This window comes from Nonomuraea phyllanthi (genome assembly GCF_006334985.2).
Taxonomy (GTDB): Bacteria; Actinomycetota; Actinomycetes; order Streptosporangiales; family Streptosporangiaceae; genus Nonomuraea; species Nonomuraea phyllanthi.
In genome coordinates this window covers 1-20,606 of record NZ_VDLX02000040.1, presented here as the reverse complement: position 1 = coordinate 20,606, position 20,606 = coordinate 1, and the positions used below count along the sequence as shown (strand labels likewise).

Here is a 20,606-nt window from a genome sequence, read left to right as displayed (position 1 = left end):
CGACAGCGTTGCGCGCCCGCAGCGCCACAACCGGCGCGGATGTGATGGCCGCGCGGATCAGGGAGGCCGCGGCCGACGCCTATCACTTCATGGAGGCACTCATGAAATCCCTCAATCGCGTGGCCATCGCCCTCGCGGCGGCGCGCTGCTGACCGCCGCGCTGGCGGCGCCCGCAGCCGCCGGCCCCGCGCCGGCCGCTCTCACCGGCCCGCTGGTCGCCCGGCTGACCACCATCAGCGCCTCGCTCCTGAGCGGAGGCGGCCCCTCCACACCATCCTCCCGAACGGTGTGGTCGGCGACTAAAGACGCGGCCCAACTCCCCCCGCTTCACGCGGCCGGCGGGACGGCATCTCCATGCTCTCCGGCCCGCTAAGCGCCCGTCATGGGAGCTTCAGCACCAGTCGCGCGGTCGCCTTGTCGCTGTCGTGATACAGCTGCGGCAGCACCGAGACGTAGGTGTCGGCGGTCAGCACGATGCCGGCATGCCCCAGCGTGCCCTCACCACCTTCAACTCCGTGCCCGACGCCAGCGCCAACGTCGCAGCTCCACGACGCAGGTCGTGCAACCGCACCGGCGGCAGCCCGCTCGCGGCGACCAGCTTGCGGAAGCGGTGGGTGAGGTAGCTCCGCTGCACCGGCGCTCCGCTGCCCAGGGTGAAGAGCGGGCTGGTCGGTAACCACCGCTCCCCCGGTAGACGGCGCTGCGCACGCTCGTGCCGGCGCAGCAGCCGCACGGTCTCCGGATCAAGTGCCAAGGTCCGCCGGCTGGCCGCGCTCTTCGGCTCGCACAAGACCAGCCCCTCGTCGGTGTGCACCAGCTGATGGGCGATGGTGAGCTCGCGCCGCTCCAGATCGACATCCACCCAGCGCAGGCCCGCAACCTCCCCGCGCCGCAGCCCGCGCAAGGCCACCAGCCACCAGCCACCAGCCACCACAGCACGAACAGCGAATCCTCACGCGCGAAGCGCAGAAAGGCGGCCAGCTGCTCGACGGTCCACACCGCCACCGCCGGCCGCTCTCCCCCGCGCCGCCAGGCCGCCTCCCGACGCGCCGTCCACACCACCGGATGCATCCGCACCGGCACCGGCTACCGGACGCCCTGCGCGGGGTTACTCGGGATCAGGTCCTCACGCACCGCGTGATTCAGCGCCGCCCGCAACGTCGCCCGAATCCGCTCCAAGGTGGAGGCGCTGATCGGCTGGCCGTACCGATTCCGCCGCCGCCCCAACGCCACGAACATCCGCGTCACGTCCTGCCGCGACAACTCCGCCAGCTTGACCCGGCCCAGATACGACACCAGATGCAACCGCACATGATCCCGATAGGCCCGGTGCGTGGTCGGCCGCAACCGCACCCCCACCACCGACAACCAGTACCGCAACCACTGCCCCACCGTGCACCCGGCAGACAGCGGCCCATCCACCTCTGCAATCAGCAGTTCACGGCCCGCACACCGCGCCGCCTCAGCGCTCGCGAAGCCACCGCGCCGAACCCGCTCCGGCCGACCCGACGCCTCCACAACCTGAACCGCGAAATACCAGCTCCCATGCCCCACCTCGGTCAAACGGCCACAACGACCACCCAGTCGCCTGCCGCTGACCTCGTCGCTGCACCCGCACCGCATGGACGCCACCGGCAAGACGTTGACCTTCACTCCCGGTCAGCTCTTGAAGGCCGGTGACACGTACAAGGCCGAGGTCCGTGACGGAAGAGACGCCTCTCACAACCGCATGGACGAGTACCCGTGGTCTTTCACCGTCGGCGGCCTGGTGGCGAACTGGACGTTCGACGAAGAACCGGAACCTCAGCTGCCGACTCTTCCGGCAGCGGCCACACCGCGACGCTCAACAAGACGGCGTCCTGGATCACTGGAAAGAACGGCAACGGCATCTCCAATACGCCTGCCCAGGCGCTCGCCGCCGCCTCGCGCGAGGCGGAACGCCAAGGAAAGGCCGTCGAGGTTGCTGACGCGACAATCGCGACGAGCATTACGTATGCCCAGCCGGACGGGAGGACGTTCAAGACCGAGGTCACGGCGGGTCCGGTGCGGACCAGGCAGGGCGGCAGGTGGGTGCCGATCGACACCACCTTGGCCGAACAGGGCGGCAAGCTGCGGCCCAAGGCCCTTGCCGAGGGCGCGGCCGTGGAGCTCTCCACCGGCGGCACGGACCCGTTCGTAACCATGCGGGCTGCCGGCGGGTCCCACGCGCTGCGCTGGCCGACACCGCTGCCCAAGCCGACCGTCAAGGGCAGTGTGGCCACCTACACCGACGCCGCCGGAATCGGGGCTGACCTGGTGGTGACGGCGTTGCCGGCCGGGTTCCGGCACGAGGTGGTGCTGCGCCAACGGCCGTCCAAGCCGCTGAAGCTGCGGATAGGCGTAGACGACGAAGGCCTGGCCCTGTCGGAGGGCAAGGGCGGTCGGCTGCTGCTGAATGGCAAGGAGCTGCGTTAAGGACCGGGAGTAGAACGCCGATATGCGTGGTCGGTCGATGTAGACGCCGGGGAAGAGGGCCAGCTCGCCATGAGGCCGCCTCTGGCACCTCCGGTCGCATGACCCAGGGGTTGGTGCTGGTCATGAGAAGTGCATGGCGACGGCCAGCCCGACCGTGTGCATCAGCACCATCACGGCGATCAGTGAGATGAAGACGAACTTGGCGGGGCCGTGCTCGAAGTGCTTGCCCTCCTTTAGAGGCTGCATCTGGGCCTGGCGCTCGGCGATGCGCTCCTCCAGCGGCTTGCGATGAAACACGGCGAGACTCCTTCGCATCGTTTGCGCACCGTATGTTTGCGCCATAATAGTTTGTACACCAAGTAAGTTAACATGCGCGCACGGAGGAGCCCACCGATGGAGCCTGTGACAGAAACCACAGACCTGCTGGCATTGGACCGGCAGGTGTGCTTCGCCCTCAGCATCGCCTCGCGCAGCGTGATCGCCCTCTACCGGCCCCTGCTCCAGCCCATGGGCCTGACCCATCCGCAGTACCTGGCCATGCTCGCGCTCTGGCAGTACGAACCCTTGTCGGTCAAGGAACTGGGCGAGCTGCTCCAACTCGACCCGGGTACCCTGTCGCCCCTACTCAAACGGCTGCAGGCGCTCGGCTACATCAACCGTGAACGTGACAGCAAGGACGAGCGGGCACTGTGTGTGACCCTCACTCCGGCCGGCCGGGCGTTGCGGGCTGAAGCCGAGAAGATCCCTCCGGCCATCGTGGCCCGTCTCGGCATGAGCCTGGAAGAGCTACAGGACCTGCACCGGTCGCTGACGCGGGTGATCGCGGCGGCCCGAGGTACCGCAGGAGTGCACGCAGGCTGAAGACGTGTCCTGCACGCGATGGTGTTGAGTCGTCAGGAGGCCGGCGTGGCGAGGTGGTCGCCGTGCTGCGGTCGATGCCGAGCACGGCGGCGGCCTTGGCGCCGGCCACGTTCCGGGCGGTGATGCCGCCCAAGAAGCCGAATACTTCCACCTCGATCACCCCGTCCGGGCCCTGCAGACTCCACTCCCCATCCTCACGCCACCGGCACAGGTCGCTCTCGTCCCAGTCCCGCCCCGCGAGCCCGGGGACGGCTGCGCCGGCGGGGACTACCAGCCGGTACGCGCAACCAAGACCAGCTCGTTCTGCTCCCGTCTACTCGCGGACCCGATGCCCCTCCGCGCGCGCCGGCTCTTGGAGGCTTAGCGGGACTTTCCGGCCCGATATGGCCAGTACAGGACCCGGACGTGTACGCCACCGGCCTCACGCCCGGGTCACGCGCGGCATCGGTTCCTTCTGCCACGTCAAGCACGATGAGGGCCGCACCGGCGTCGATCACTGCCTGGGAGGAGCGGAGGTCGAGGCCGGTGAGGGCTTCGATGCGGCGCAGGCGCTGGCTCACCGTGTTCGGGTGCAGAGTGAGGGCGCGGGCCGCGCGGTGGCGGTCCATACCGGAGTCGAGGTAGGTGCGTAGGGTCCGCAGCAGAGCGGCTCCGTGGTCGCGGTCGTACCTGATCAGGGTGCCGAGCGTACGGTCGGCGTACGCGCGCAGCCGCACGGGATCCCCGAGCTGCAGGAGAAGCCCCGCGACGCCGAGATCGTCGAGGGTGATCGTGCTGCCGCTCCGCCCGGCATGGCCGGCGACAGTGAGCGCGCCGCGTGCCGTGCGGTAAGCGTTCAGGAGGTCGCGCTGGGCCGGGTCGGACACGGCGACGATGACGTCGCGGTAAACCGCGACGAGCTGTCGGGGACGCACGCCGGACGCGAGCGCGACGGCCTCGGTCAGCGCGCCGCTGGACGGCGCCCGCCGGAGCCGGGCCCCGCCCGTGGTCACTAGGAGTTCCGGGCCGTGACCAGCGCTGTCCTGCCGTCGAGGTCTCCTACCTCCACTCAAAGCACAGCGCCTCACGGCGCACGCCACTGACTGGACACACCCGCTCAGCGGTAGTACCGAGGCAGTGCACCTGACATGCCTGACATGCCTGAGAACCCTGGATATCACTGAGGCAAGTACGCGATAACGTTACTCAACGAATATGCCTTACTGCGAAAAGTCACCTAAGGTAGCGTTCGCCGCCCGGCCAGGGCGCGACGGTCCGGCGTCCGCGCGAACGGGTCCCCTCCTCAGCGGGGCGAGGCCGACGAGGTTGAGCAGGGCGCTGAGCGGAAGGAGATCCCTGTCGACGACCACGGCGCCGACGCCGAGGGCGATGAGCGCCGGGCTCCACCATCCGATCCGCCCGGCAACGGCCTGCATGGCGACCAGGGTGATCAGGCCGGCGTAGAAGAATGTCGGTACCACGGCGTAGACCACGAGTTCCACCCCGGGGACCTGCTGGACCTGGTCGAAGAGCCGCCCCATCTCCGCCCTGTCCGCGGCGATGAACCCGACGACCAGGTCGATGACGAACTGGACGCCGCCGGCCGCCACACCGATCAGGCTGAACACCGCGATCGCGGTGGCGGCCCGCCGGTTCGCCGCCCGGTGGGCGAGCTCCAGGACGAGCGGTACGAACAGCGCCAGGGCGGCCAGGAAGGCGAGGTGACCCGCCGTCCACGCGAGGCCGGGCCCGTGGCTGCCGTCGAGCCCGTCGAGCAGGTGGATGGCGCCGTAGGCCAGTGCGAGGAGCGGAGCGAGGACGAACGACGTGGGAGTGAGGTTCATGGTGACCAGGGTCGCGTCCCGGCCGTGAAATGTGATCACCGGCGCGGGGGATTCTCCCTCTCGGTCCCCAAGGCGAGTGTCGTCCAGGGAAGTCCCTCTCGCCGGTGATGTGCTCGGGTGGCGGCTGTGGTTATTTGTCCATATGGCGCTTCTGGACAGACTTCGTGTGCTGCCACCGGCCCTGGTGAACGTGGCGCTGACCGTCGGCGTGCTCGCCGCTCAGCTCGCGCCGTTCACGCTGGCCGACGGGGAGTGGTCGCTCGTGCTCCTGCTGCCTGTGCTGGCGGCCTCGCTGCCACTTCTGCTGCGGCGCCGGATTCCGCTGACAGTGATGTTCGCCGTACTGAGCGCGATCCCGTTCTACGACATCATCGGGAACGGGCCGGATCAGCCGATCTGGTACGGCTGGTTGGTCGCCGTCTACACCGTCGCCTATCGGTCGCCACCACCACATCGGCTGGTGGCGATCGTGCTCACCGCGGTGGGGACGCTGTTCTTCGCGGGATCGGTGGACACCTACGTACGGACGCTGGCGGTGTGGGTGGCGGCTTACGCTCTGGGGCGGGTGGCGGTCTTGACCCGGCAGCAGTCGCTCGCGCTGCGGGAGCGGGCGATGCGGGTCGAAAGGGAGCGTGAGCTGGCTGGGGAGCGGGCGGCCCAGCAGGAGCGTGACCGGATCGCCAGGGACATGCATGACATCCTGGCCCACGCAGTCAGCCTCATGGTGGTCCAGGCGGAGTCCGGCCCGCTCGCCGTACGCACCCAGCCGGAGCGGGCGGAGGCGGCGTTCGACGCGATCGCCGCCAGCGGCAGAAACGCCATGGGACAGCTGCGCGGGATGCTCGGGCTGCTCAAGGAGACGGGAGGAGCGCTCGATCCGCAGCCCACGCTGGACAGCGTCCCCGACCTGGTGGACCGGGTCGCCCAAGCAACCCTCGTCGAGACGGGTACGCGGCTCGACCTGTGCCACAACGTCGAGGTCGCCGCGTATCGCATCATCCAGGAGTCCCTCACCAACGTCGTCAAGCACGCCGGCGCCCGCTCGGCCGAGGTTCGTCTCACCTGGGAGGCGGAGTCCCTGCGGGTCACCGTGACCGATGACGGTCGCGGGCCTGATAACGGTGAGGGCGGCCAGGGGCTGATCGGCATCAGGGAACGGGCCACTGCGTGCGGCGGGACCGCTTCTTTCGGCCCTGCCCCTTCCGGCCGGGGTTTCCAGGTCTCGGTACGGCTCCCGCGCGCGGTCGCGGAGGTCGCCGGATGACGATCGACGTGGTGGTCGCCGACGACCAGGAGCTGGTCCGCAGCGGATTCGCGCTGATCCTGGACACGCAGCCGGACATCTCCGTGGTCGCGGAGGTGGGCGATGGCTTCGCGGCGATCGAGGCTGTACGGGCGCATCGACCTCAGGTGCTCCTCCTCGACATCCGGATGCCGGGAATGGATGGCATCGAGGCCGCGCGCGTGGTGTGCGGAGAAACGGACACACGTGTCCTCATGCTGACCACCTTCGACCAGGACGACTACGTTTACGACGCCCTTTGCGCCGGGGCGAGTGGCTTCCTGCTCAAGGACGTACGCAGGGACGACCTCGTGCGTGCCGTCCAGGTGGTGGCCGCCGGGGAGTCGCTGCTCGCGCCGTCCGTGACGCGACGGCTGATCGATGACATGGTGTCCAAGCTGCCGCGGAAGCGGCCGGCTGGGCTTGACCTCCTCACCGGCAGGGAGCAGGAGACGCTGGTGCTGCTCGGTCGCGGCCTGTCGAACGCGGAGATCGCGGTGGCGCTCGTCGTCAGTGAGCACACAGTGAAGACGCACGTCAGCAACGTCTTCGCGAAGCTGGGGGCCAGGGATCGAGTGCATGCGGTTATCGCGGCATACGAGTCGGGCCTGATCCGGCCCGGCGATTGAGGCCGGCCATTCACGGCCACCTTCGGGGCGGGCGCTTTCCGCGGGGCGATCCTGCCTCTCCGCGCAACCGCAGGTGCCACCCGAGCACGCCCGTGCCCGCTGGCCCCGCGCGGCTGTCCGGTCTTGCCGCCGCGGTCATCGACGTCGCCCTCACCGAACCGCACGTCACTGCCGTTTGCCCGGGCAGTTCCGGGGGCCGACGTGCTGCCTGGCGCCGACGACGGTGACCTGGGCAGGGCTTTGCGGCGTCGTGACGGCGGCGGTAGTACACACGATCTGCTGGATGGCCAGTGTGGACAGTTCGCTTGCCGGAGTGGAAGGGGTCACCTCCACGTGGTCGGCCGATTGGGGGGTCACCTCGAACGGACCGGCTTCGGGCGGGACTTCGGTGGTGAATCCGTCCGCCTGTTCCATCGTGGTGGGTCCGGCTGCCAGCAGCGCCAGCGTGTCCGTGAAGAACATCGGACGACCACCGTGCCGCGTCACCGCGCTGACCCGGCCGTTCTTCACCAGGTAGAGAGTGATCGTCATGGTCGGTGCGACCCCTCCGCTCGGCGGGTGGCCGACGGGGATGACGTCGCTGGGTTGCACGCCGCAACCGGCAACGGCGATGAACGATACGAGGCCCGCGGCGAGCATGCGGCGGGCGAGTCGGGTCCTCACTCGGGGCTTCCGTCCGGGTCGACTGCCTGGCGTGGCAGGCGCAGCGTGAACATGGCGCCGCCGTCCGGGGCGTTGGTGACGGTGAGGTCGCCTCGGTGCAGACGCGCGTTCTCCCGCGCGATGGCGAGGCCCAGGCCGCTGCCCTCGGACCTGGCCCTGGCCGCGCTGGCCTTGTAGAAGCGGTCGAACACGTGCGGCAGCACCGCCTCGGCCAGCCCCGGTCCGTGGTCGCGGACCTCGAGAACGATCCAGTGCGCGTCGGCGCGAAGCCGTACCGAAACCGGCGGCTCGCCGTGCCGCAGGGCGTTGCCGACCAGGTTCGCGAGGACGACGTCCACTCGGCGCGGGTCCAGCCGCGCCGTCACTCCGGGGGCGAGCTCGGTGTGCACCGACTCCGACCAGCCCCGAACACGCAAGGTCGCGCGCACGAGTTCGGCCACGTCGACCTCGTTCAGCGCGAGGGCCGCGACGCCGGAGTCGAACCTGCTGATCTCGATGAGGTCGTTCACCAGAGCGGTGAGGTTGAGTGTCTCCTGGCTGACCAGCATGGCGGCCCTGCCGGCGGGCTCGGGCAACCGGGCCGCCTCCTCCTCCAGGACGTCGGCGACCGCGGCGAGCGCGGCCAGCGGGGTGCGCAGCTCGTGGGACACGTCGGCCACGAACCGGCGGGCGTCGGCCTCCATCTCGCGCAGCTGCTTGACGTGCCGTTCCAGCTCTGCGGCGGCGGTGTTGAACGTGCGTGCCACGTCGGCCAGCTCGTCGGAGCCGCGGACCGCGATCCTGGTCCTCATGTTGCCCTCGCCCAGCAGGCGTGCCGCCCGACCCAGCTCGCGCACCGGGCCCAGCACGCCACGGGTGGCCAGCAGCGCCAGGACGACCGCGAACGCCAGGGCCGCCCCACCGGCGAGCCAGGCGCGTCCGGCGAGCTCGTCGATGCTGCGTTGTTCGGGACCCAGGCTGCGCGCGGTGTAGACCTCGATGCCGGACACCCGTGTCGTCCGGTCCTCCCCGACGACCAGCAACGGCGCGCCGATGATCAGGTAGGGCTCGCCCTGCCACACCACGCGTTGCCACGCCATGACGCCGTCGGCCACCGTCTGCCGCAGCCGCGGTGGAATCACCTTGGGATCCAGGATCTGCCACTTCCAGTCCGGCCTCCAGCGCCCCGGCGCCGGGCCGGACAGCGAGTGCACCTCGTGGTAGACGGCGACGGCGCGGTTGTCCCCATCTGTCATGGTGCCAGCGATCTCGCGGAGTTCGTCTGGGCCCGGCGCCACACTACGCAACGGGAAGAGCTGCTCCATGCGCCTTTTCATGGCCTGCACCGCGGCGTCCTGGGTCCGCTGAAGGATGGCGTTGCGGGCATCGACGTACATCCCGCCGGTCACCGCCGCCGCGGTGACCACACACAGCAGTGCGAACGCGAACAGCAGCCGGGCACGCAGCCCCAGGCTCGCTCGAGGTGCCACCGGCGGCTCACACCGGCCCGAACCGGTACCCGAACCCACGCACCGTCTGCACGTAGACGGGCGCCGCCGAGTCGTCCTCGATCTTCGCGCGCAACCGCTGCACGCACGCGTCCACGAGACGCGAGTCGCCGAAATACCCGTGCTCCCACACCGACTCCAGCAGCTGCTGGCGGCTGTGCACCCGGCCCGGCGTGCCGGAGAGTTCGAGCAGCAGGCGCAGCTCCGTCGGGGCGAGGCTGACCGGCACGCCGCGGCTGGCGACCACCAGCCCGGCCCGATCGATGGTCAGGTCCCCGTACCGCTCCAGCTCCGCCTGGTCCCGGCCGATCCGCCGGAGCACGGCGCCGATGCGTGCCTCGAGCACCCTGGGCTGCACCGGCTTGACCACGTAGTCGTCGGCGCCCGCCTCCAACCCGGCCACCACGTCCATGTCGTCGCCACGCGCGGTCAGCATGATGATCGGCACTTCTCCGGCGGCCCGGATGCGGCGGCAGACCTCGAACCCGTCCATGCCGGGCAACATCAGGTCGAGCACGACGACGTCGGGCAGGTCCGTTCGAAGGCGGTCCAGCCCCTGCTCGCCTGACTCCACCGCGCGCACGCGGTGCCCATGCCGGGTCAGGGCCAGCTCAAGGCCCTCTCGTATGGCCGGGTCATCCTCGATCAACAACACTCGCGACCCGCCGCCGGGTTTCACAGCACGCCCCCGTAACTCGCCCATAGCTCGCCCGCCGGTCAACACCCCTCCACTGTCGGCCGGCCGTGTCCCCGCCTCGTCCGCGCCATGTCATGGTTGTGTCACGGTCGCGCCGGCGGTGGCCGCCGTCGAGAAACGGTGACATGCGGCGGACAACGCGGACATATTCCGCACCAATCGTAGTTCGTCATGAACGAGCCACGCACGATCCCACCTCAGCCCCGTGACCGGCTGTACGCCGCGATCACGCTGGTGCTCGCCGTTCTCCTGCTGCCCGCGGCGTTCGTTCGCCATCCCGGCCGCTCCCGCGAACTGGCCTGCCGCTGGGCGTTGGGGATGCGATTCCCCGCCGAGGACCTCACCGGGCTCACCGACGGCGCTCTGGCGGCGTTCACCGCGGCGCGCACCGAGGCGCTCTGGCGTCACGGCCAGCTCATCGGCCTCACCTCGGGATACCGCGATCCCCTTGTCCAGCAGCGCATGTTCGACGAGGAGGTGCGCCGCGCCGGCTCCCCGGCCCTGGCACGGATGCTCGTGCTGCCACCGGCGGAATCCAACCACGTCAAGGGCATCGCGCTGGACGTGCGCCCGCACGAAGGCGCGCGCTGGCTCGAGGAACACGGCGCCCGCTACGACCTCTACCGCATCTACGACAACGAGTGGTGGCACTTCGAGCACCGCCCGGACAGCGGCGGCACGCCACCACGACGGCGACCCCACCCCGGCGTGGGTGGGGTGAGCGAGCGCAGGGACCGGATGTAGCCCAGGTCCGGGCCCGCTCATGAGTGCGATGGGAGACGCTGACGGGCCCGGGCATTCGACAGTGGCATCGACCGATGCGTGCAGAGAGGGATGACGCGATATGTCGCCGGGGGCCGAGGATGTGTCAGTCGGCCAGCGCGAAGTCGGCCGCTGCCTCCGCGTGCAGCCGGGCGCTCGGCAGCACCGGGATGGCGGTGTCCTTGTCACCGATGAGGAGCTCGATCTCCGTGCAGCCGAGGATGACCCCTTCGGCGCCGTCGTCCGCGAGATCGGCGACGATCCGGGCGTACACGTCCCTGGACGGTTCCCGGATCACCCCGCGCACCAGCTCGTCGAAGATCACTTGATGGACCAGTTCCCGCTGCTCACGCCGCGGGACGACCACGTCGAAGCCGTGGGCGGCCAGCCGATCCCGGTAGAAGGGCTGCTCCATGGTGAAGCGGGTGCCCAGCAGGCCGACCTTGCGCATCCCCCTGGCGCGGACCTCAGCGCTCACGGCGTCGGCGATGTGCAGCACGGGCACGCTCACGGCCCGCGCCACGTCGTCGCTCACCCGGCTGAAGGTGTTGCTGCAGATGAGCAGGACCTCGGCGCCGAGATCCTCCAGTTTCCCGCCCGCACCGGTCAGCAACGTGCTCACCTCGTCCCAGCGGCCGTCGAAGATGAGATCCTCGACGGTCGTGTAGTCGACCGACCAGATGAGGCTGTCGGCGGAATGGCTGCCGCCGAGTCGTTCGCGTACCCGCTGGTTGATGACCTGGTAGTAGATCACCGTCGATTCCCAGCTCAACCCGCCGATGAGACCGATAGCACGCATGGAACTCCGTTTCGTTGGCCTGTGCCGGCGGCGGCGCCGGCCACGGTGATGGTGCCGCCGCCGGCCTGGTCGAGTCCGGCCCTGCAGTGCGTCGGCATGAACTTGCCCGATCCGCTCGGGCCTCGGCGACGCGCCGGCGGTCAGGCGCCGGCCAGCGCACGGGCGCAGGCACCGAGCCCGATCTCGCTTGAAGCCTTGACGAACACCACGTCTCCCGGTTCGAGAAGCGCGGTGGCCAGCCTGAGGGCCCCTGCCACGTCCTCGGCGGCATGGACGGCCACGCCCTGGTTCGAGGACTGCGCTGCCTCCGCCATCGCGAGCGGATCTCCCGCTCCGACCGCGATCAGCACGTCGAAGCCGAGGTCGGAGACGAGCCGGCCCATCTCGGCGTGCCGGGCGCGGGAGGCGTTCGCCTGCTGCCCCATCGCGCCGAGCACGGCGACGGTACGGCGCGTGCCGGCCAGGGCCTTCACCGCCCGCAGCCCGGCGCGCATGGATTCGGGGCTGGCGTTGTAGGCGTCGTTGACGATGGTGATGCCGTCAGGTCGTTCGACGATCTCCAGCCGGCCCGCGGAGCGCCGCCGTGCGGCGTTCAGCCCGTCGGCGATCTCGGCGACGCCCAGGCCGAGTGCGGTGGCGACGGCGGCGGCGGCCAGGGCGTTGCTCACCTGGTGCTCGCCTATGAGCCGAAGCTCGACCGGGGCGCGACCTGAGGGCGTCACCAGCTCGAACGCGATTCGCGCCCGGTCGCCCATCCGCACGTCTTCGGCTCGCACCTGCGCCCCCGACGACCTGCCGTACAACAGGATGTGGGCCTTGGTGCGGCCGGCCATGCCCATGACGTACGGGTCATCGGCGTTGAGCAGGGCGAACCCGTCCGCCGGAAGTGCCTCGACCAGCTCGCCCTTGGCCTCGGCCACGTCGGCCGGCCCGGCTCCCATACGCTCCACGTGCGCGGTGCCGACATTGAGCACCAGCCCGACCTGGGGCGGTGCGAGCCCGGTCAGGTAGGTCAGGTCGCCCTTCCTGCCCGCACCCATTTCCAGCACCAGGTATCGGGTGGTGGCATCGGCACGCAGCACGGTGAGCGGCAGCCCGAGCTCGTTGTTGAACGACCTGTCGGTGGCGACCGTCGTTGCGTGCCGTTCGAGCACCTGGGCCAGCAGGTCCTTGGTCGTGGTCTTTCCCACGGAGCCGGTCAGGCCGATCACGGTCGGGCTGATGTGTTCGAGCAGGTGGCCGGCCAGCAGGCCGAGCGCGAGCTGGACGTCCTCGACCACGAGTGCGGGCACGCCGACGGGCCTCGAGGCCAGCGCGGCGACGGCTCCGTCCGCGACGGCACCGGCCGCGTAGTCGTGACCGTCGACGCGGGCGCCGACCGTCGCGACGAACAGGCCGCCAGGCACCACCTCGCGGGAGTCGACCGCCGAAGGCGCCGTCACCAGTGCCTCCGGGTCGCGCACGTCGTACAGGCGTGCGCCGACGACCTGCGCGATCGTGTTCAGCGTCATGGGGATCACGAGCCGCTCCTGCCCAACGCGAGGTCGATGAGGCGACGCAGCAGGTCCGGGTACGGAACACCGCTCGCGGCCCAGGCTCTGGCGTAGACGGAACGGGAGGTGAAGCCCGGCATGGTGTTGATCTCCAGCACGTACAGGCGTCCCGTGTCCTCCTCATAGAGGAAGTCGACACGGGCCAGACCGTAGCCGCCGATCGCCCGGAAGGCGCGCACGGACAGTTCACGCACCTCCCCGGCCACCCGTTCCGGCAGCACGGCGGGGATGGTGGCGATCTCGGCCTGGCTGAGGTACTTGGCCTCATAGTCGAGCCAGTCGCCGGGCACGATGAGCTCGCCGGGCACAGAAGCCTCCGGCGTGTCATGTCCGCCGAGCACGCCGCAGATGAGCTCGCGCGCGGTCAGGCCCTGCTCGACGATGACCACCCGGTCGTGGGCCAGCGCCAGATCCACACCGGCGCGCAGCTCCTCCATGGAGGTGACACGAGAGATGCCGATGGAGGAGCCCATGCTGGCCGGTTTGACGTACATCGGCCAGTCGAGCGACTTCACCAGCCCCCAGTGGTCGGTGGTGGTGCGCCATTCGTGCCCGGTGAACCACACGTGCGGGGTGACCGGAATGTCCTCCGCCAGGAACGTGCGCCGCATCGCGACCTTGTTCATGCCCACGGCCGATGCCAGGACGCCGCAGCCCACGTACGGGATGCCGAGCGCCTCCAGGTGACCCTGGATGACGCCGTCCTCGCCGTACGGCCCGTGCAGCACGGGGAAGACCACGTCGGCCAGATCGCGTCTCAGCTCCACCGGCCACCTGCCCTGCCGGTCGATGATGACGGCGACGGGCTCGTACAGATCCCTCGGCAGAGCCTCGAGGACGGCCTGCCCCGACTGCAGCGACACCTCATGCTCGGCGGACGGCCCACCCGCCAGCACCGCCACGCGCACGCGTTCGGTCACGATCTATCAGCCTTCCTCAGTGGCACAGAGACAGCCGGACCCACCGCGAGGGAACAGGTGCCGGTCAACCCCGTCCACTGTCGGCCGATCGTGTCCCCGGCTCGTCAGCGCCATGTCATGGTTGTGTCACGGTCGCGCTGAGCATGAACAGCGCTGCCACCAGCGGCGGGGCGGGTTCTGGTAGCGCTGGTGCGCGGCGAGGACACGCTGGGCGAGAACGAGGTGGTGGCCACGGGCGGCTCATCGACGCCGTACAAGGCTCGGTGCTGCAAGTGATCGTCAAGAGTTCAGCAATTGCGGGTCCTTACCCTGCCGGTATGAGTCTCGGTCTCAGCGAAATCATCTCGATCCTTGTCTTCCTGGCGGCGTTCTGGGTCGTCATCTACACCGCTGTACGGGCAGCGATCCGCCACAGCAAGTGACACTCACCGCAGGTTCGCGTCGTCGGAGACCTTGAGGGTGGTCCGGCTGCACGCGGCACCGATCATGCTGGCGGCGAACATGCGCAACTATCGCTCGCTGGATGACATCCGGGAGACCGCCCGCCGCGCCACCAAGGTAGCGGAGTCCGGTCTACGCGCGCTCGGCTAGCCCAATCTGCGGCTCTTTGCGAGTCTGCCCCCACAACCAGGAGTGATGAGGAGAGCGGATGTCTCGGAGAGCTCGGCCGGTCGGCCTCGTCCTGCTGGCCCTGGGGCCGGTCCTGGTCGCGGCGTACGCGGGCACCAGTTATCTGGCCGTCCGCAGGGGGGTGCGCGCCCATGTCGACGCCTCGGGGATGACCACGCTCGGGGTGGACGGCTGGGGTGTGACCTGGTGGACTGCTCTCTTCGTCGGCGTGGTGGCGCTGGCCTACACGGTCATGGGGATGTTGTTGCGGCGTGGCCGGGGCGGGATGCCCCTGCTGGTGATCTCGGGCGTCCTCATCGTCCCGTACGCGCTGGGGTTCTTCATCGCGCTGATGAACCCTGTCAGGGGTTTGGCGGCCCTGTCCGACTCCACCGAGTTCCTTTCCGCCCTGCCCCCATGGCAATCCGTCCTGGCCTACCTCCTGCTCGTCGCCGGGCTGGTCCAGGCCGTCGGCATGTCGATCGCCTATTCAGAGGGCAAACGCCCGAAGCCACTCGAGTCCGCCGGCCAGGACGCGGCATCCGGCCCTTGAGCCCGGCTCAGCCCTGTACGCCGGCCCTTGACGGCCGCCGCGATCAGGCCGAGCACCGGCCGCGGCGCGTCCTGGGCTCGATGGGTGGCGGCCTTTCTCGCGCGCGCCGGCCGCGTGTCGCGATCAAGGGTCGGCCTCGGCGGTTGTCGGGCGCCAGGGTGCGCCGGGGTCCACCGGGCGGGCGTGGTCGCCTCGGCCTCCGTAGGCGCGGCCGGTAACGGACACGGCCGCCGCTCAGCGCAGCCCTACCTGATCGCGGCCAGGTCCCGGATGTACGTCCCGTGCTTGATCGGGTAGGTCAACAGCCGGTCGAGGCGGCCTGCGGGAATCGCCGTGATTCCTTGTCGGCCTTGACCACGGCGTCGCGCCGCACACCGGTCTCAACGTTGAGCAGCTCGCGGAAGATCACCTGTCCGATCGCATCGTAGACGGTCTTCTTTGTGGTGGCGTAACTGACGAATTGCGTCAGCCAGGTCACGAGGGCCTCCCACGGGCCGCGATTGCCGAGTTCGGCGGCCATCTTCGCCAGGGCCTCGACCTCGTCGAGGTAGACGGCCTCGAACAGGTCCCTCGGTGGGAAGGTTGCGGTACAGCGTGGCGATGTTGTTCAAGTGGATCACTCGCTACAACACCCGCAGGAGGCACTCCACCATCGGCCATCTCAGCCCGATCGACTTCGAGCAGCAGACCATCGTTAGGGTGCTGCTCGCCGCATAACGATCGGTGTCCACACTTCGGGGCGGCCCCCGACGGCCCCTGGCCCCGGTCCGCGCCGCAGCGGCGGACGTCTTCGGCCCCAGCACCGACGGCCCGCACTGGACCGACCTAAGTTCGGTGGCCCCCGCCGTGAGACGGCCGATGCGGGTCGGCGTGTACGTGCGTACGCATCCCTTGCGGGTCGAACAGGATAAGGAGTTCCACCACGCCGCCGTCGGCGCTGCCCAGCCAGTGCGGCACGGACGTGTCGAACTCGGCCGCCTCACTGGGCGGCAACGTCAGGTCGCGCTCTCCGAGGATGAGCCGCAAGCGTCCGTTGAGCACGTACAGCCATTCGAAGCCGTCGTGGGTCTGCAGGGTAGGTACGAGCGGTTCCGGCTGGGCAGGGATGATCATTTTGAACGCTTGCACCCCGCCCGGCCGGCGGGACAGCGGCACGAAGGTCATCCCGAACCTCCGGATCGGCGTCAGGTGGACCTGGGGGTCGCCGGTGCGCGGAGCGCCTACAAGGTCGTCCAGCGGAACGTTATACGTACGGGCCAGCGGCAGCAGCAACTCCAGGGTCGCCCGGCGCTGCCCGCTCTCCAACCGGGACAGCGTGCTCTCCGACACGCCGGTCGTCGTCGCGAGCTCGGCGAGGGTGATACCGCGATGACGACGCAGCGCCCGAAGGCGCGGCCCCACAGCGCCGAGCACCTCGTCCATTTCAAGGCCCACGGGGCCATCTTGCCAGAACCGCAAGATTTCGTGCCAGATCGGTGTGGGCCTGGCGAGACTGGCCGGACACAGACGGAAGGAGCCTTGATGAACGGGACCGAGACGGTCATGTTCTGGGACGGCGTGTACGCGGCACGACCGGCGGCCACCGATCCGCAGCCGAATGCCCGACTCACCGAAATGGTCGCGAGCCTGCCGCCCGGCGACGTGTTGGACCTCGGATGCGGCGCCGGCGGTGACGCGCTGTGGCTCGCCAGGCAGGGCTGGCACGTCACCGCCGCCGACATCTCGGCCGTGGCGGTCGAGCGGCTCGCGGCACTCACCCGCGCACACGGCCTGGGCGATCGCGTCACCGCCGTGCGGCACGACCTGCGCGGGTCTTTCCCGTACGGCGAATTCGACTTGATCTGCGCCCACTACCTGCACACCCCCTTCGACCTGGACAGGGTGGCCGTCCTGCGCTCGGCCGCGCACGCGTTGCGCCGGGATGGGCGGCTGCTGGTCGTCGACCACGGCTCGACCGCGCCGTGGTCGTGGAACCAGGATCCCGACGTCCGGTACCCGAGCCCGAGGGAGGTCGCGGCGGGTATCGATCTGGACCCGGCGACGTGGACGGTTGAGCGGGCCAACACACCCCGCAGGATCGCGACCGGGCCGGACGGGCGCACCGCGGAGGTCACCGATCACGTGCTGCTCATCCACCGCACCGCCTGACACGGCGAACAGCGCCACCCCCACCCCACGAAGGGAGAGCAGACCACCATGGCTGACACCGTGCGCCGCCGCCGCGATACTCCGCCGCCCCGGACCGGGGGCAGCGAGGCCGAGGTCCTGCGTGGATTCCTCGACTACCTCCGGGCCTCGGTCGCCGCGAAGGTCGACGGTGCACCCGAACCGCAGGCGCGAACGACCGCGGTGCCATCAGGCACGAACCTGCTCGGCCTGCTCAACCACCTGACGTTCGTCGAACGCTCGATCTTCCTCGGCGACGACGTCACCGACTGGCAGGCGACGTTCCAGGCCGCACCTGCCGACAGCGTGGCCGATGTCGTCGCCCGCTACCACGAGACGGTCGAGCGCGCGAACGACGTTCTCGACGAGTGCACCGATCTCGGCGCCCCGCTCCCTCGACCGCGGCCGGACCGCCCCGCTCCCAGCATCCGCTGGGCACTCACCCACATGATCGAGGAAACCGGCCGCCACGCCGGCCACGCGGACATCCTCCGCGAACTGATCGACGGCACGACCGGACGCTGACCCCACCACCTTCTCCAGGTTAAGAACACATGATCACCGCAAGCCGGCCGATGTCGCGCCGCTTCCTCCAACCCGCTTCACATCAAAAGGACTCGTACGTCCCATGTCTCACAGAAGTCTGACAGAAAAGGAAACCGCCGATCTCTTCGGCGGGCCTGTTTCAGCCCGTCGATCTCCAGACTGCGCTGGGACGGGCCGCGAAGAGCGCCGCGCGGAGCAGCGGATCTTTGAGGGGATTGACACACAAGGCGGCATCGTTCAGCAGACTCCCCCTCACGGCCGTGTAGCGATCGGCAGCGACTCGACACCGCACATGATCACTCAAGGCCGTCTTGCTGTCCGCGAAACGATCAACCCGCCGCTCAGCACAACAATCCGGAGGTCAAGGAACAAGCTTCAGTGGGCGGTCCAGCCGCCATCAACGGGCAGGACGGCACCGGTGATGTACGACGCGGCGGGACTGGCCAGCAGCAGGGCGGCTGCGGTCAGTTCGCCGGTCTCTGCCCAGCGGCCCGCAGGTACTTGGTGCTCGAGAAAGTCACGCACGCGAGGATCGTTGTCGGCGTCCGCATTGAGTGGGGTGCGGAACGGACCAGGAGCGAGAGCGTTGACGCAGATGCCGGTGCCGGCCAACTCGACCGCCAGGCTCCGGGTGAGTTGGACCACCGCCCCCTTGCTGGCAGCGTAGCCCGCCCGGCCGGCCGCGCCCACGAGGCCGAGAGCGCTGGCCAGGGTGACGATGCGGCCGTATCCTGCCGTCCGCATCAAGGGAACGGCCGCCTGACACGCCAGGAAGGTCCCGACGACGTTGACCTCAAGGCAGTGCCGAAGCGCGGCCGCTCCAAGGCGGTCGAGTTCACCTCTGGCCTGGACCCCGGCACTGGTCACCAGGATGTCCAGCCTGCCGTACCGGTCGGCAACCTGGTCCACGACTCGGCGAACACCGTCGTCGTCGCTGACGTCGCAGGCCATGGCAGAAGCCGGGCGTCCGGTGAGGGCGGTGATCTGTGCGGCGGCCCGTTCGCTGCTTTCCCGTCGCCGACCGACGACTGTGACTGCCGAGCCGGCCTGGGCGAGGGCGAGGGCAATGGCGTGGCCCAGGCCCGAGGAACCGCCGGTGATGAGTGCGACATGCCCGGTCAAGTCGGCACCGCTTGTGCCGCTGACCGATGGTGCATTGGTCACGGCTCGCCTACCGAGGGCGGCAGCCGAGATAGGCCGCCCCGTTGGCCCAGTTCTGGGTGAGCTGCCGTGCCGCCTCGTTGAGGTCCTGAGCACGAATGGCAGCGAGGATGCGCCGATGCTCGTCCAGGCTGCGCCGCGCGCGTTCCGGTCCACCGAAGTAGAGCACATCGTAGCGTTTGAGCAGTGGCTTGGTCTGAACGATGAGCCGCATCAGGTGGGCGTTGGCGCAGGCGGACAGCAGCAGCCCGTGCCAGTTGTCGTCGAGAACCGACAGGTCGCCCCCGCCTTCCAGGACGGCCTCCATCTGCTCCGCCTGCTGTTCGAGCCGGTCGAGGAGCCCGAGGAGGTCCTGCGGCGCCGTCCAGCGCAGCGCGAGCGCCTCGAGCTCACCCACCAGTGGATAGAGCTTGCGCGCCTCGTCCAAATCCAGAGGCGGCACCCGGAAGCCGCGATTGGGCTCGGCGACCAACAGACCGCGGTCGGCGAGTTCTACCAGGGCCTCCCTCAGCGGTGTCCGGCTCACTCCCAGTTCCGCGGCCAGGTGGACCTCGTTGACACGGGCGGCCGCCGGCAGTCGGCCGTCCACGATGCGCCCGGTGATGTGCTCGGCTACGTCCCGCCGAAGCGGCGCCCCACTCTGGCTCACAGCCTCACCTACTTGCACTCAATTCGATTCAACTGTATTCAGCTTCCATGAAAAGTATACAGTGGTGGAAGAGAGCCCGCATGGAGACGCCCGGTTGCGCAGAGGTTGTCCATCTCGACAACGCTGGAGCTGCTCTCCCGCCTGCGGTCGTGACCGACACGGTGATGGCTCACCTGCGCGCCGAGGCGCTGCACGGCGGCTACCGGGCGGCGGCAGAGGCCGCGCCACGGCTGGCCATGGTTCGCGCCTCCATCGCCGCCCTACTCAACGCCGACAGCCGCGACATCGCTCTGGCTGACAGTGCCACCAGGGCGTGGCAAGCCGTGTTTTACGCCCTTCCGTTCGAGCCCGGCGACCGCATCCTGACCTGCCGGGCGGAGTACGCCAGCAACGTCATTGCCTATCTGCAGGTCGCCGAGCGGACCGGTGCGCGAGTGGAGGTGGTTGGCGACGATGCGGACGGGCAGTTGGACGTCAAAGATCTGCGGCGCCGCATAGACGAGCGAGTGCGCCTGATCGCGATCACTCACGTGCCCACCCAGGGCGGTCTCATCAACCCGGCGGAAGAGGTGGGGAAGATCGCTGAAGATGCCGGCGTCCCGTTCCTGCTGGACGCATGCCAATCGGCCGGCCAACTGGACCTGGACGTCGAACGGTTGTGTTGCGACGCCCTGAGCGCGCCAGGCCGGAAGTACCTGCGTGGCCCCCGGGGCACCGGCTTCCTTTACGTCCGGCCCCGGCTGCGCGAGCGCCTGAAACCCGCCGTACTCGACCTGCACTCCGCCACCTGGACCGCCCCGAACCAGTACCAGGTCCAGGAGACGGCGCAGATGTTCGAGACGTGGGAGAGCAACGTCGCCGCGGTCCTAGGCCGTGTTTCGAAAGATCACGTGTGAGGCGTGTCGGTGATCGTTGAACGAAGAGGTCTCCGGTAGATGGTTCAACGACCAAGAAGAACGAAATACCGGAGACCTCGTGGCCAGCGTAGTGGT

Annotated in this window: 27 protein-coding genes and 2 pseudogenes; 14 read left to right on the top strand and 15 right to left on the bottom strand. The window is 69.3% G+C overall.

The genetic code is table 11. The annotated features are described in order from the left end of the window. Positions 1-8 precede the first annotated feature (8 nt). Positions 9-152 carry a hypothetical protein gene (locus FH608_RS52325; RefSeq protein WP_193319093.1) on the top strand — a complete coding sequence of 48 codons (144 nt, stop codon included), beginning with the start codon at positions 9-11 and terminating at the stop codon, positions 150-152. A 314-nt stretch (positions 153-466) separates the two neighbouring features. Here the strand turns inward: FH608_RS52325 and FH608_RS50020 are convergent, their stop codons facing one another. Further along, the gene (locus FH608_RS50020; protein ID WP_139638273.1) at positions 467-934 is read right to left on the bottom strand and encodes a site-specific integrase; all 468 of its coding nucleotides are present in this window, start codon (positions 932-934) and stop codon (positions 467-469) included. 152 nt (positions 935-1,086) lie between these two features. Further along, positions 1,087-1,653 (bottom strand): tyrosine-type recombinase/integrase, encoded by a 567-nt coding sequence (locus tag FH608_RS50010; protein WP_139638272.1) that lies wholly within the window; start codon positions 1,651-1,653, stop codon positions 1,087-1,089. Here FH608_RS50010 and FH608_RS54660 point away from each other — a divergent pair. Together FH608_RS54660 and FH608_RS53630 are read left to right on the top strand one after the other, a co-directional pair. Continuing rightward, positions 1,622-1,696: pseudogene (locus FH608_RS54660) on the top strand (hypothetical protein); the annotation flags it as partial. The gene FH608_RS50010 and the pseudogene FH608_RS54660 sit on opposite strands and share 32 nt — an antisense overlap. Positions 1,697-1,743: 47 nt before the next feature. Beyond that, positions 1,744-2,454: a hypothetical protein gene (locus FH608_RS53630; protein ID WP_139638271.1), complete on the top strand. Its 711-nt coding sequence runs from the start codon at positions 1,744-1,746 to the stop codon at positions 2,452-2,454. A 120-nt stretch (positions 2,455-2,574) separates the two neighbouring features. Here FH608_RS53630 and FH608_RS52310 read toward each other — a convergent pair whose 3' ends face one another. Next, positions 2,575-2,751 carry a hypothetical protein gene (locus FH608_RS52310; RefSeq protein ID WP_193319089.1) on the bottom strand — a complete coding sequence of 59 codons (177 nt, stop codon included), beginning with the start codon at positions 2,749-2,751 and terminating at the stop codon, positions 2,575-2,577. Between the two features lie 96 nt (positions 2,752-2,847). Between FH608_RS52310 and FH608_RS50000 the strand changes: the two genes are divergently transcribed. Then, entirely contained in the window at positions 2,848-3,315 is a 468-nt protein-coding gene (locus FH608_RS50000; RefSeq protein WP_139638270.1) for a MarR family winged helix-turn-helix transcriptional regulator, read from the top strand. Between the two features lie 194 nt (positions 3,316-3,509). On the opposite strand, the gene FH608_RS54655 is transcribed toward FH608_RS50000, so the two are convergent. Beyond that, positions 3,510-4,031, bottom strand: a complete 522-nt coding sequence (locus FH608_RS54655; RefSeq protein ID WP_226900689.1) for a PucR family transcriptional regulator — start codon at positions 4,029-4,031, stop codon at positions 3,510-3,512. Between FH608_RS54655 and FH608_RS53625 the strand changes: the two genes are divergently transcribed. Continuing rightward, positions 3,969-4,310: a hypothetical protein gene (locus FH608_RS53625; RefSeq protein ID WP_226900696.1), complete on the top strand. Its 342-nt coding sequence runs from the start codon at positions 3,969-3,971 to the stop codon at positions 4,308-4,310. The genes FH608_RS54655 and FH608_RS53625 overlap by 63 nt on opposite strands. Before the next feature lie 204 nt (positions 4,311-4,514). Here the strand turns inward: FH608_RS53625 and FH608_RS49990 are convergent, their stop codons facing one another. Continuing rightward, on the bottom strand, positions 4,515-5,177 hold the full coding sequence (locus tag FH608_RS49990) for a hypothetical protein (RefSeq protein WP_226900667.1): 663 nt from the start codon (positions 5,175-5,177) through the stop codon (positions 4,515-4,517). A gap of 127 nt (positions 5,178-5,304) precedes the next feature. On the opposite strand from FH608_RS49990, the gene FH608_RS49985 reads away from it, so the two are divergent. Both FH608_RS49985 and FH608_RS49980 read left to right on the top strand, forming a co-directional pair. Next, the gene (locus FH608_RS49985; RefSeq protein WP_226900666.1) at positions 5,305-6,402 is read left to right on the top strand and encodes a sensor histidine kinase; all 1,098 of its coding nucleotides are present in this window, start codon (positions 5,305-5,307) and stop codon (positions 6,400-6,402) included. Next, positions 6,399-7,049 carry a response regulator gene (locus FH608_RS49980; RefSeq protein ID WP_139638268.1) on the top strand — a complete coding sequence of 217 codons (651 nt, stop codon included), beginning with the start codon at positions 6,399-6,401 and terminating at the stop codon, positions 7,047-7,049. Before FH608_RS49985 ends, FH608_RS49980 begins: the two co-directional genes overlap by 4 nt. Before the next feature lie 165 nt (positions 7,050-7,214). Here the strand turns inward: FH608_RS49980 and FH608_RS49975 are convergent, their stop codons facing one another. Genes FH608_RS49975 through FH608_RS49965 form a run of 3 tightly spaced genes read right to left on the bottom strand, consistent with a single transcriptional unit; the run spans position 7,215 to position 9,902 of the window. Continuing rightward, positions 7,215-7,712 (bottom strand): hypothetical protein, encoded by a 498-nt coding sequence (locus FH608_RS49975; protein WP_139638267.1) that lies wholly within the window; start codon positions 7,710-7,712, stop codon positions 7,215-7,217. Continuing rightward, entirely contained in the window at positions 7,709-9,181 is a 1,473-nt protein-coding gene (locus tag FH608_RS49970; RefSeq protein WP_226900664.1) for a sensor histidine kinase, read from the bottom strand. The genes FH608_RS49975 and FH608_RS49970 overlap by 4 nt, the downstream gene beginning before the upstream one ends. Positions 9,182-9,188: 7 nt before the next feature. After that, complete coding sequence (locus FH608_RS49965) at positions 9,189-9,902, bottom strand: response regulator transcription factor (RefSeq protein ID WP_139638266.1); 714 nt, start codon at positions 9,900-9,902, stop codon at positions 9,189-9,191. A gap of 165 nt (positions 9,903-10,067) precedes the next feature. On the opposite strand from FH608_RS49965, the gene vanY-N reads away from it, so the two are divergent. After that, on the top strand, positions 10,068-10,640 hold the full coding sequence (vanY-N, locus tag FH608_RS49960) for a D,D-peptidase/D,D-carboxypeptidase VanY-N (protein ID WP_139638265.1): 573 nt from the start codon (positions 10,068-10,070) through the stop codon (positions 10,638-10,640). A gap of 124 nt (positions 10,641-10,764) precedes the next feature. Here the strand turns inward: vanY-N and FH608_RS49955 are convergent, their stop codons facing one another. The 3 genes from FH608_RS49955 to FH608_RS49945 all read right to left on the bottom strand — a co-directional run bounded on the left by FH608_RS49955 (position 10,765) and on the right by FH608_RS49945 (position 13,930). Further along, complete coding sequence (locus FH608_RS49955; protein ID WP_139638264.1) at positions 10,765-11,457, bottom strand: aspartate/glutamate racemase family protein; 693 nt, start codon at positions 11,455-11,457, stop codon at positions 10,765-10,767. Between the two features lie 140 nt (positions 11,458-11,597). Continuing rightward, entirely contained in the window at positions 11,598-12,968 is a 1,371-nt protein-coding gene (locus FH608_RS49950) for a UDP-N-acetylmuramoyl-tripeptide--D-alanyl-D-alanine ligase (RefSeq protein ID WP_226900686.1), read from the bottom strand. A 5-nt stretch (positions 12,969-12,973) separates the two neighbouring features. Then, positions 12,974-13,930, bottom strand: coding sequence for a D-alanine--D-alanine ligase family protein (locus tag FH608_RS49945; RefSeq protein WP_139638262.1), 957 nt, complete (start codon positions 13,928-13,930; stop codon positions 12,974-12,976). 459 nt (positions 13,931-14,389) lie between these two features. Between FH608_RS49945 and FH608_RS54100 the strand changes: the two genes are divergently transcribed. Then, positions 14,390-14,521: a hypothetical protein gene (locus tag FH608_RS54100; protein ID WP_264372965.1), complete on the top strand. Its 132-nt coding sequence runs from the start codon at positions 14,390-14,392 to the stop codon at positions 14,519-14,521. A 58-nt stretch (positions 14,522-14,579) separates the two neighbouring features. Beyond that, positions 14,580-15,092 (top strand): hypothetical protein, encoded by a 513-nt coding sequence (locus tag FH608_RS49940; RefSeq protein WP_139638261.1) that lies wholly within the window; start codon positions 14,580-14,582, stop codon positions 15,090-15,092. A 298-nt stretch (positions 15,093-15,390) separates the two neighbouring features. Here FH608_RS49940 and FH608_RS52305 read toward each other — a convergent pair whose 3' ends face one another. Beyond that, positions 15,391-15,612: a hypothetical protein gene (locus tag FH608_RS52305; protein ID WP_193319088.1), complete on the bottom strand. Its 222-nt coding sequence runs from the start codon at positions 15,610-15,612 to the stop codon at positions 15,391-15,393. Positions 15,613-15,663: 51 nt separating this feature from the next. Between FH608_RS52305 and FH608_RS54095 the strand changes: the two are divergent. Further along, positions 15,664-15,809: pseudogene (locus FH608_RS54095) on the top strand (IS3 family transposase); the annotation flags it as partial. A gap of 108 nt (positions 15,810-15,917) precedes the next feature. Here the strand turns inward: FH608_RS54095 and FH608_RS49930 are convergent. Continuing rightward, entirely contained in the window at positions 15,918-16,514 is a 597-nt protein-coding gene (locus tag FH608_RS49930) for a helix-turn-helix domain-containing protein (protein WP_394367753.1), read from the bottom strand. Between the two features lie 99 nt (positions 16,515-16,613). Between FH608_RS49930 and FH608_RS49925 the strand changes: the two genes are divergently transcribed. Continuing rightward, the gene (locus FH608_RS49925) at positions 16,614-17,240 is read left to right on the top strand and encodes an SAM-dependent methyltransferase (RefSeq protein WP_139638258.1); all 627 of its coding nucleotides are present in this window, start codon (positions 16,614-16,616) and stop codon (positions 17,238-17,240) included. A gap of 48 nt (positions 17,241-17,288) precedes the next feature. Next, positions 17,289-17,783 carry a DinB family protein gene (locus FH608_RS49920; RefSeq protein WP_139638257.1) on the top strand — a complete coding sequence of 165 codons (495 nt, stop codon included), beginning with the start codon at positions 17,289-17,291 and terminating at the stop codon, positions 17,781-17,783. A gap of 396 nt (positions 17,784-18,179) precedes the next feature. Here the strand turns inward: FH608_RS49920 and FH608_RS49915 are convergent, their stop codons facing one another. Together FH608_RS49915 and FH608_RS49910 are read right to left on the bottom strand one after the other, a co-directional pair. Beyond that, positions 18,180-18,926, bottom strand: a complete 747-nt coding sequence (locus FH608_RS49915; protein WP_226900662.1) for an SDR family NAD(P)-dependent oxidoreductase — start codon at positions 18,924-18,926, stop codon at positions 18,180-18,182. A gap of 49 nt (positions 18,927-18,975) precedes the next feature. Continuing rightward, positions 18,976-19,614 (bottom strand): GntR family transcriptional regulator, encoded by a 639-nt coding sequence (locus tag FH608_RS49910; RefSeq protein ID WP_139638255.1) that lies wholly within the window; start codon positions 19,612-19,614, stop codon positions 18,976-18,978. Positions 19,615-19,661: 47 nt separating this feature from the next. Between FH608_RS49910 and FH608_RS49905 the strand changes: the two genes are divergently transcribed. Further along, positions 19,662-20,510 carry an aminotransferase class V-fold PLP-dependent enzyme gene (locus FH608_RS49905; protein WP_317135627.1) on the top strand — a complete coding sequence of 283 codons (849 nt, stop codon included), beginning with the start codon at positions 19,662-19,664 and terminating at the stop codon, positions 20,508-20,510. Positions 20,511-20,606 lie beyond the last annotated feature (96 nt).

Bases quoted from the DNA above. Each gene is read 5' to 3' on its own strand.
- vanY-N (WP_139638265.1), top strand. From the start codon at position 10,068: ATGAACGAGCCACGCACGATCCCACCTCAGCCCCGTGACCGGCTGTAC.
- FH608_RS50000 (WP_139638270.1), top strand. From the start codon at position 2,848: ATGGAGCCTGTGACAGAAACCACAGACCTGCTGGCATTGGACCGGCAG.
- FH608_RS49950 (WP_226900686.1), bottom strand. From the start codon at position 12,968: ATGACGCTGAACACGATCGCGCAGGTCGTCGGCGCACGCCTGTACGAC.
- FH608_RS49955 (WP_139638264.1), bottom strand. From the start codon at position 11,457: ATGCGTGCTATCGGTCTCATCGGCGGGTTGAGCTGGGAATCGACGGTG.
- FH608_RS49925 (WP_139638258.1), top strand. From the start codon at position 16,614: ATGAACGGGACCGAGACGGTCATGTTCTGGGACGGCGTGTACGCGGCA.
- FH608_RS52305 (WP_193319088.1), bottom strand. From the start codon at position 15,612: ATGGCCGCCGAACTCGGCAATCGCGGCCCGTGGGAGGCCCTCGTGACC.
- FH608_RS49940 (WP_139638261.1), top strand. From the start codon at position 14,580: ATGTCTCGGAGAGCTCGGCCGGTCGGCCTCGTCCTGCTGGCCCTGGGG.
- FH608_RS49965 (WP_139638266.1), bottom strand. From the start codon at position 9,902: ATGGGCGAGTTACGGGGGCGTGCTGTGAAACCCGGCGGCGGGTCGCGA.
- FH608_RS49920 (WP_139638257.1), top strand. From the start codon at position 17,289: ATGGCTGACACCGTGCGCCGCCGCCGCGATACTCCGCCGCCCCGGACC.
- FH608_RS49905 (WP_317135627.1), top strand. From the start codon at position 19,662: ATGAAAAGTATACAGTGGTGGAAGAGAGCCCGCATGGAGACGCCCGGT.
- FH608_RS49980 (WP_139638268.1), top strand. From the start codon at position 6,399: ATGACGATCGACGTGGTGGTCGCCGACGACCAGGAGCTGGTCCGCAGC.
- FH608_RS49930 (WP_394367753.1), bottom strand. From the start codon at position 16,514: ATGGACGAGGTGCTCGGCGCTGTGGGGCCGCGCCTTCGGGCGCTGCGT.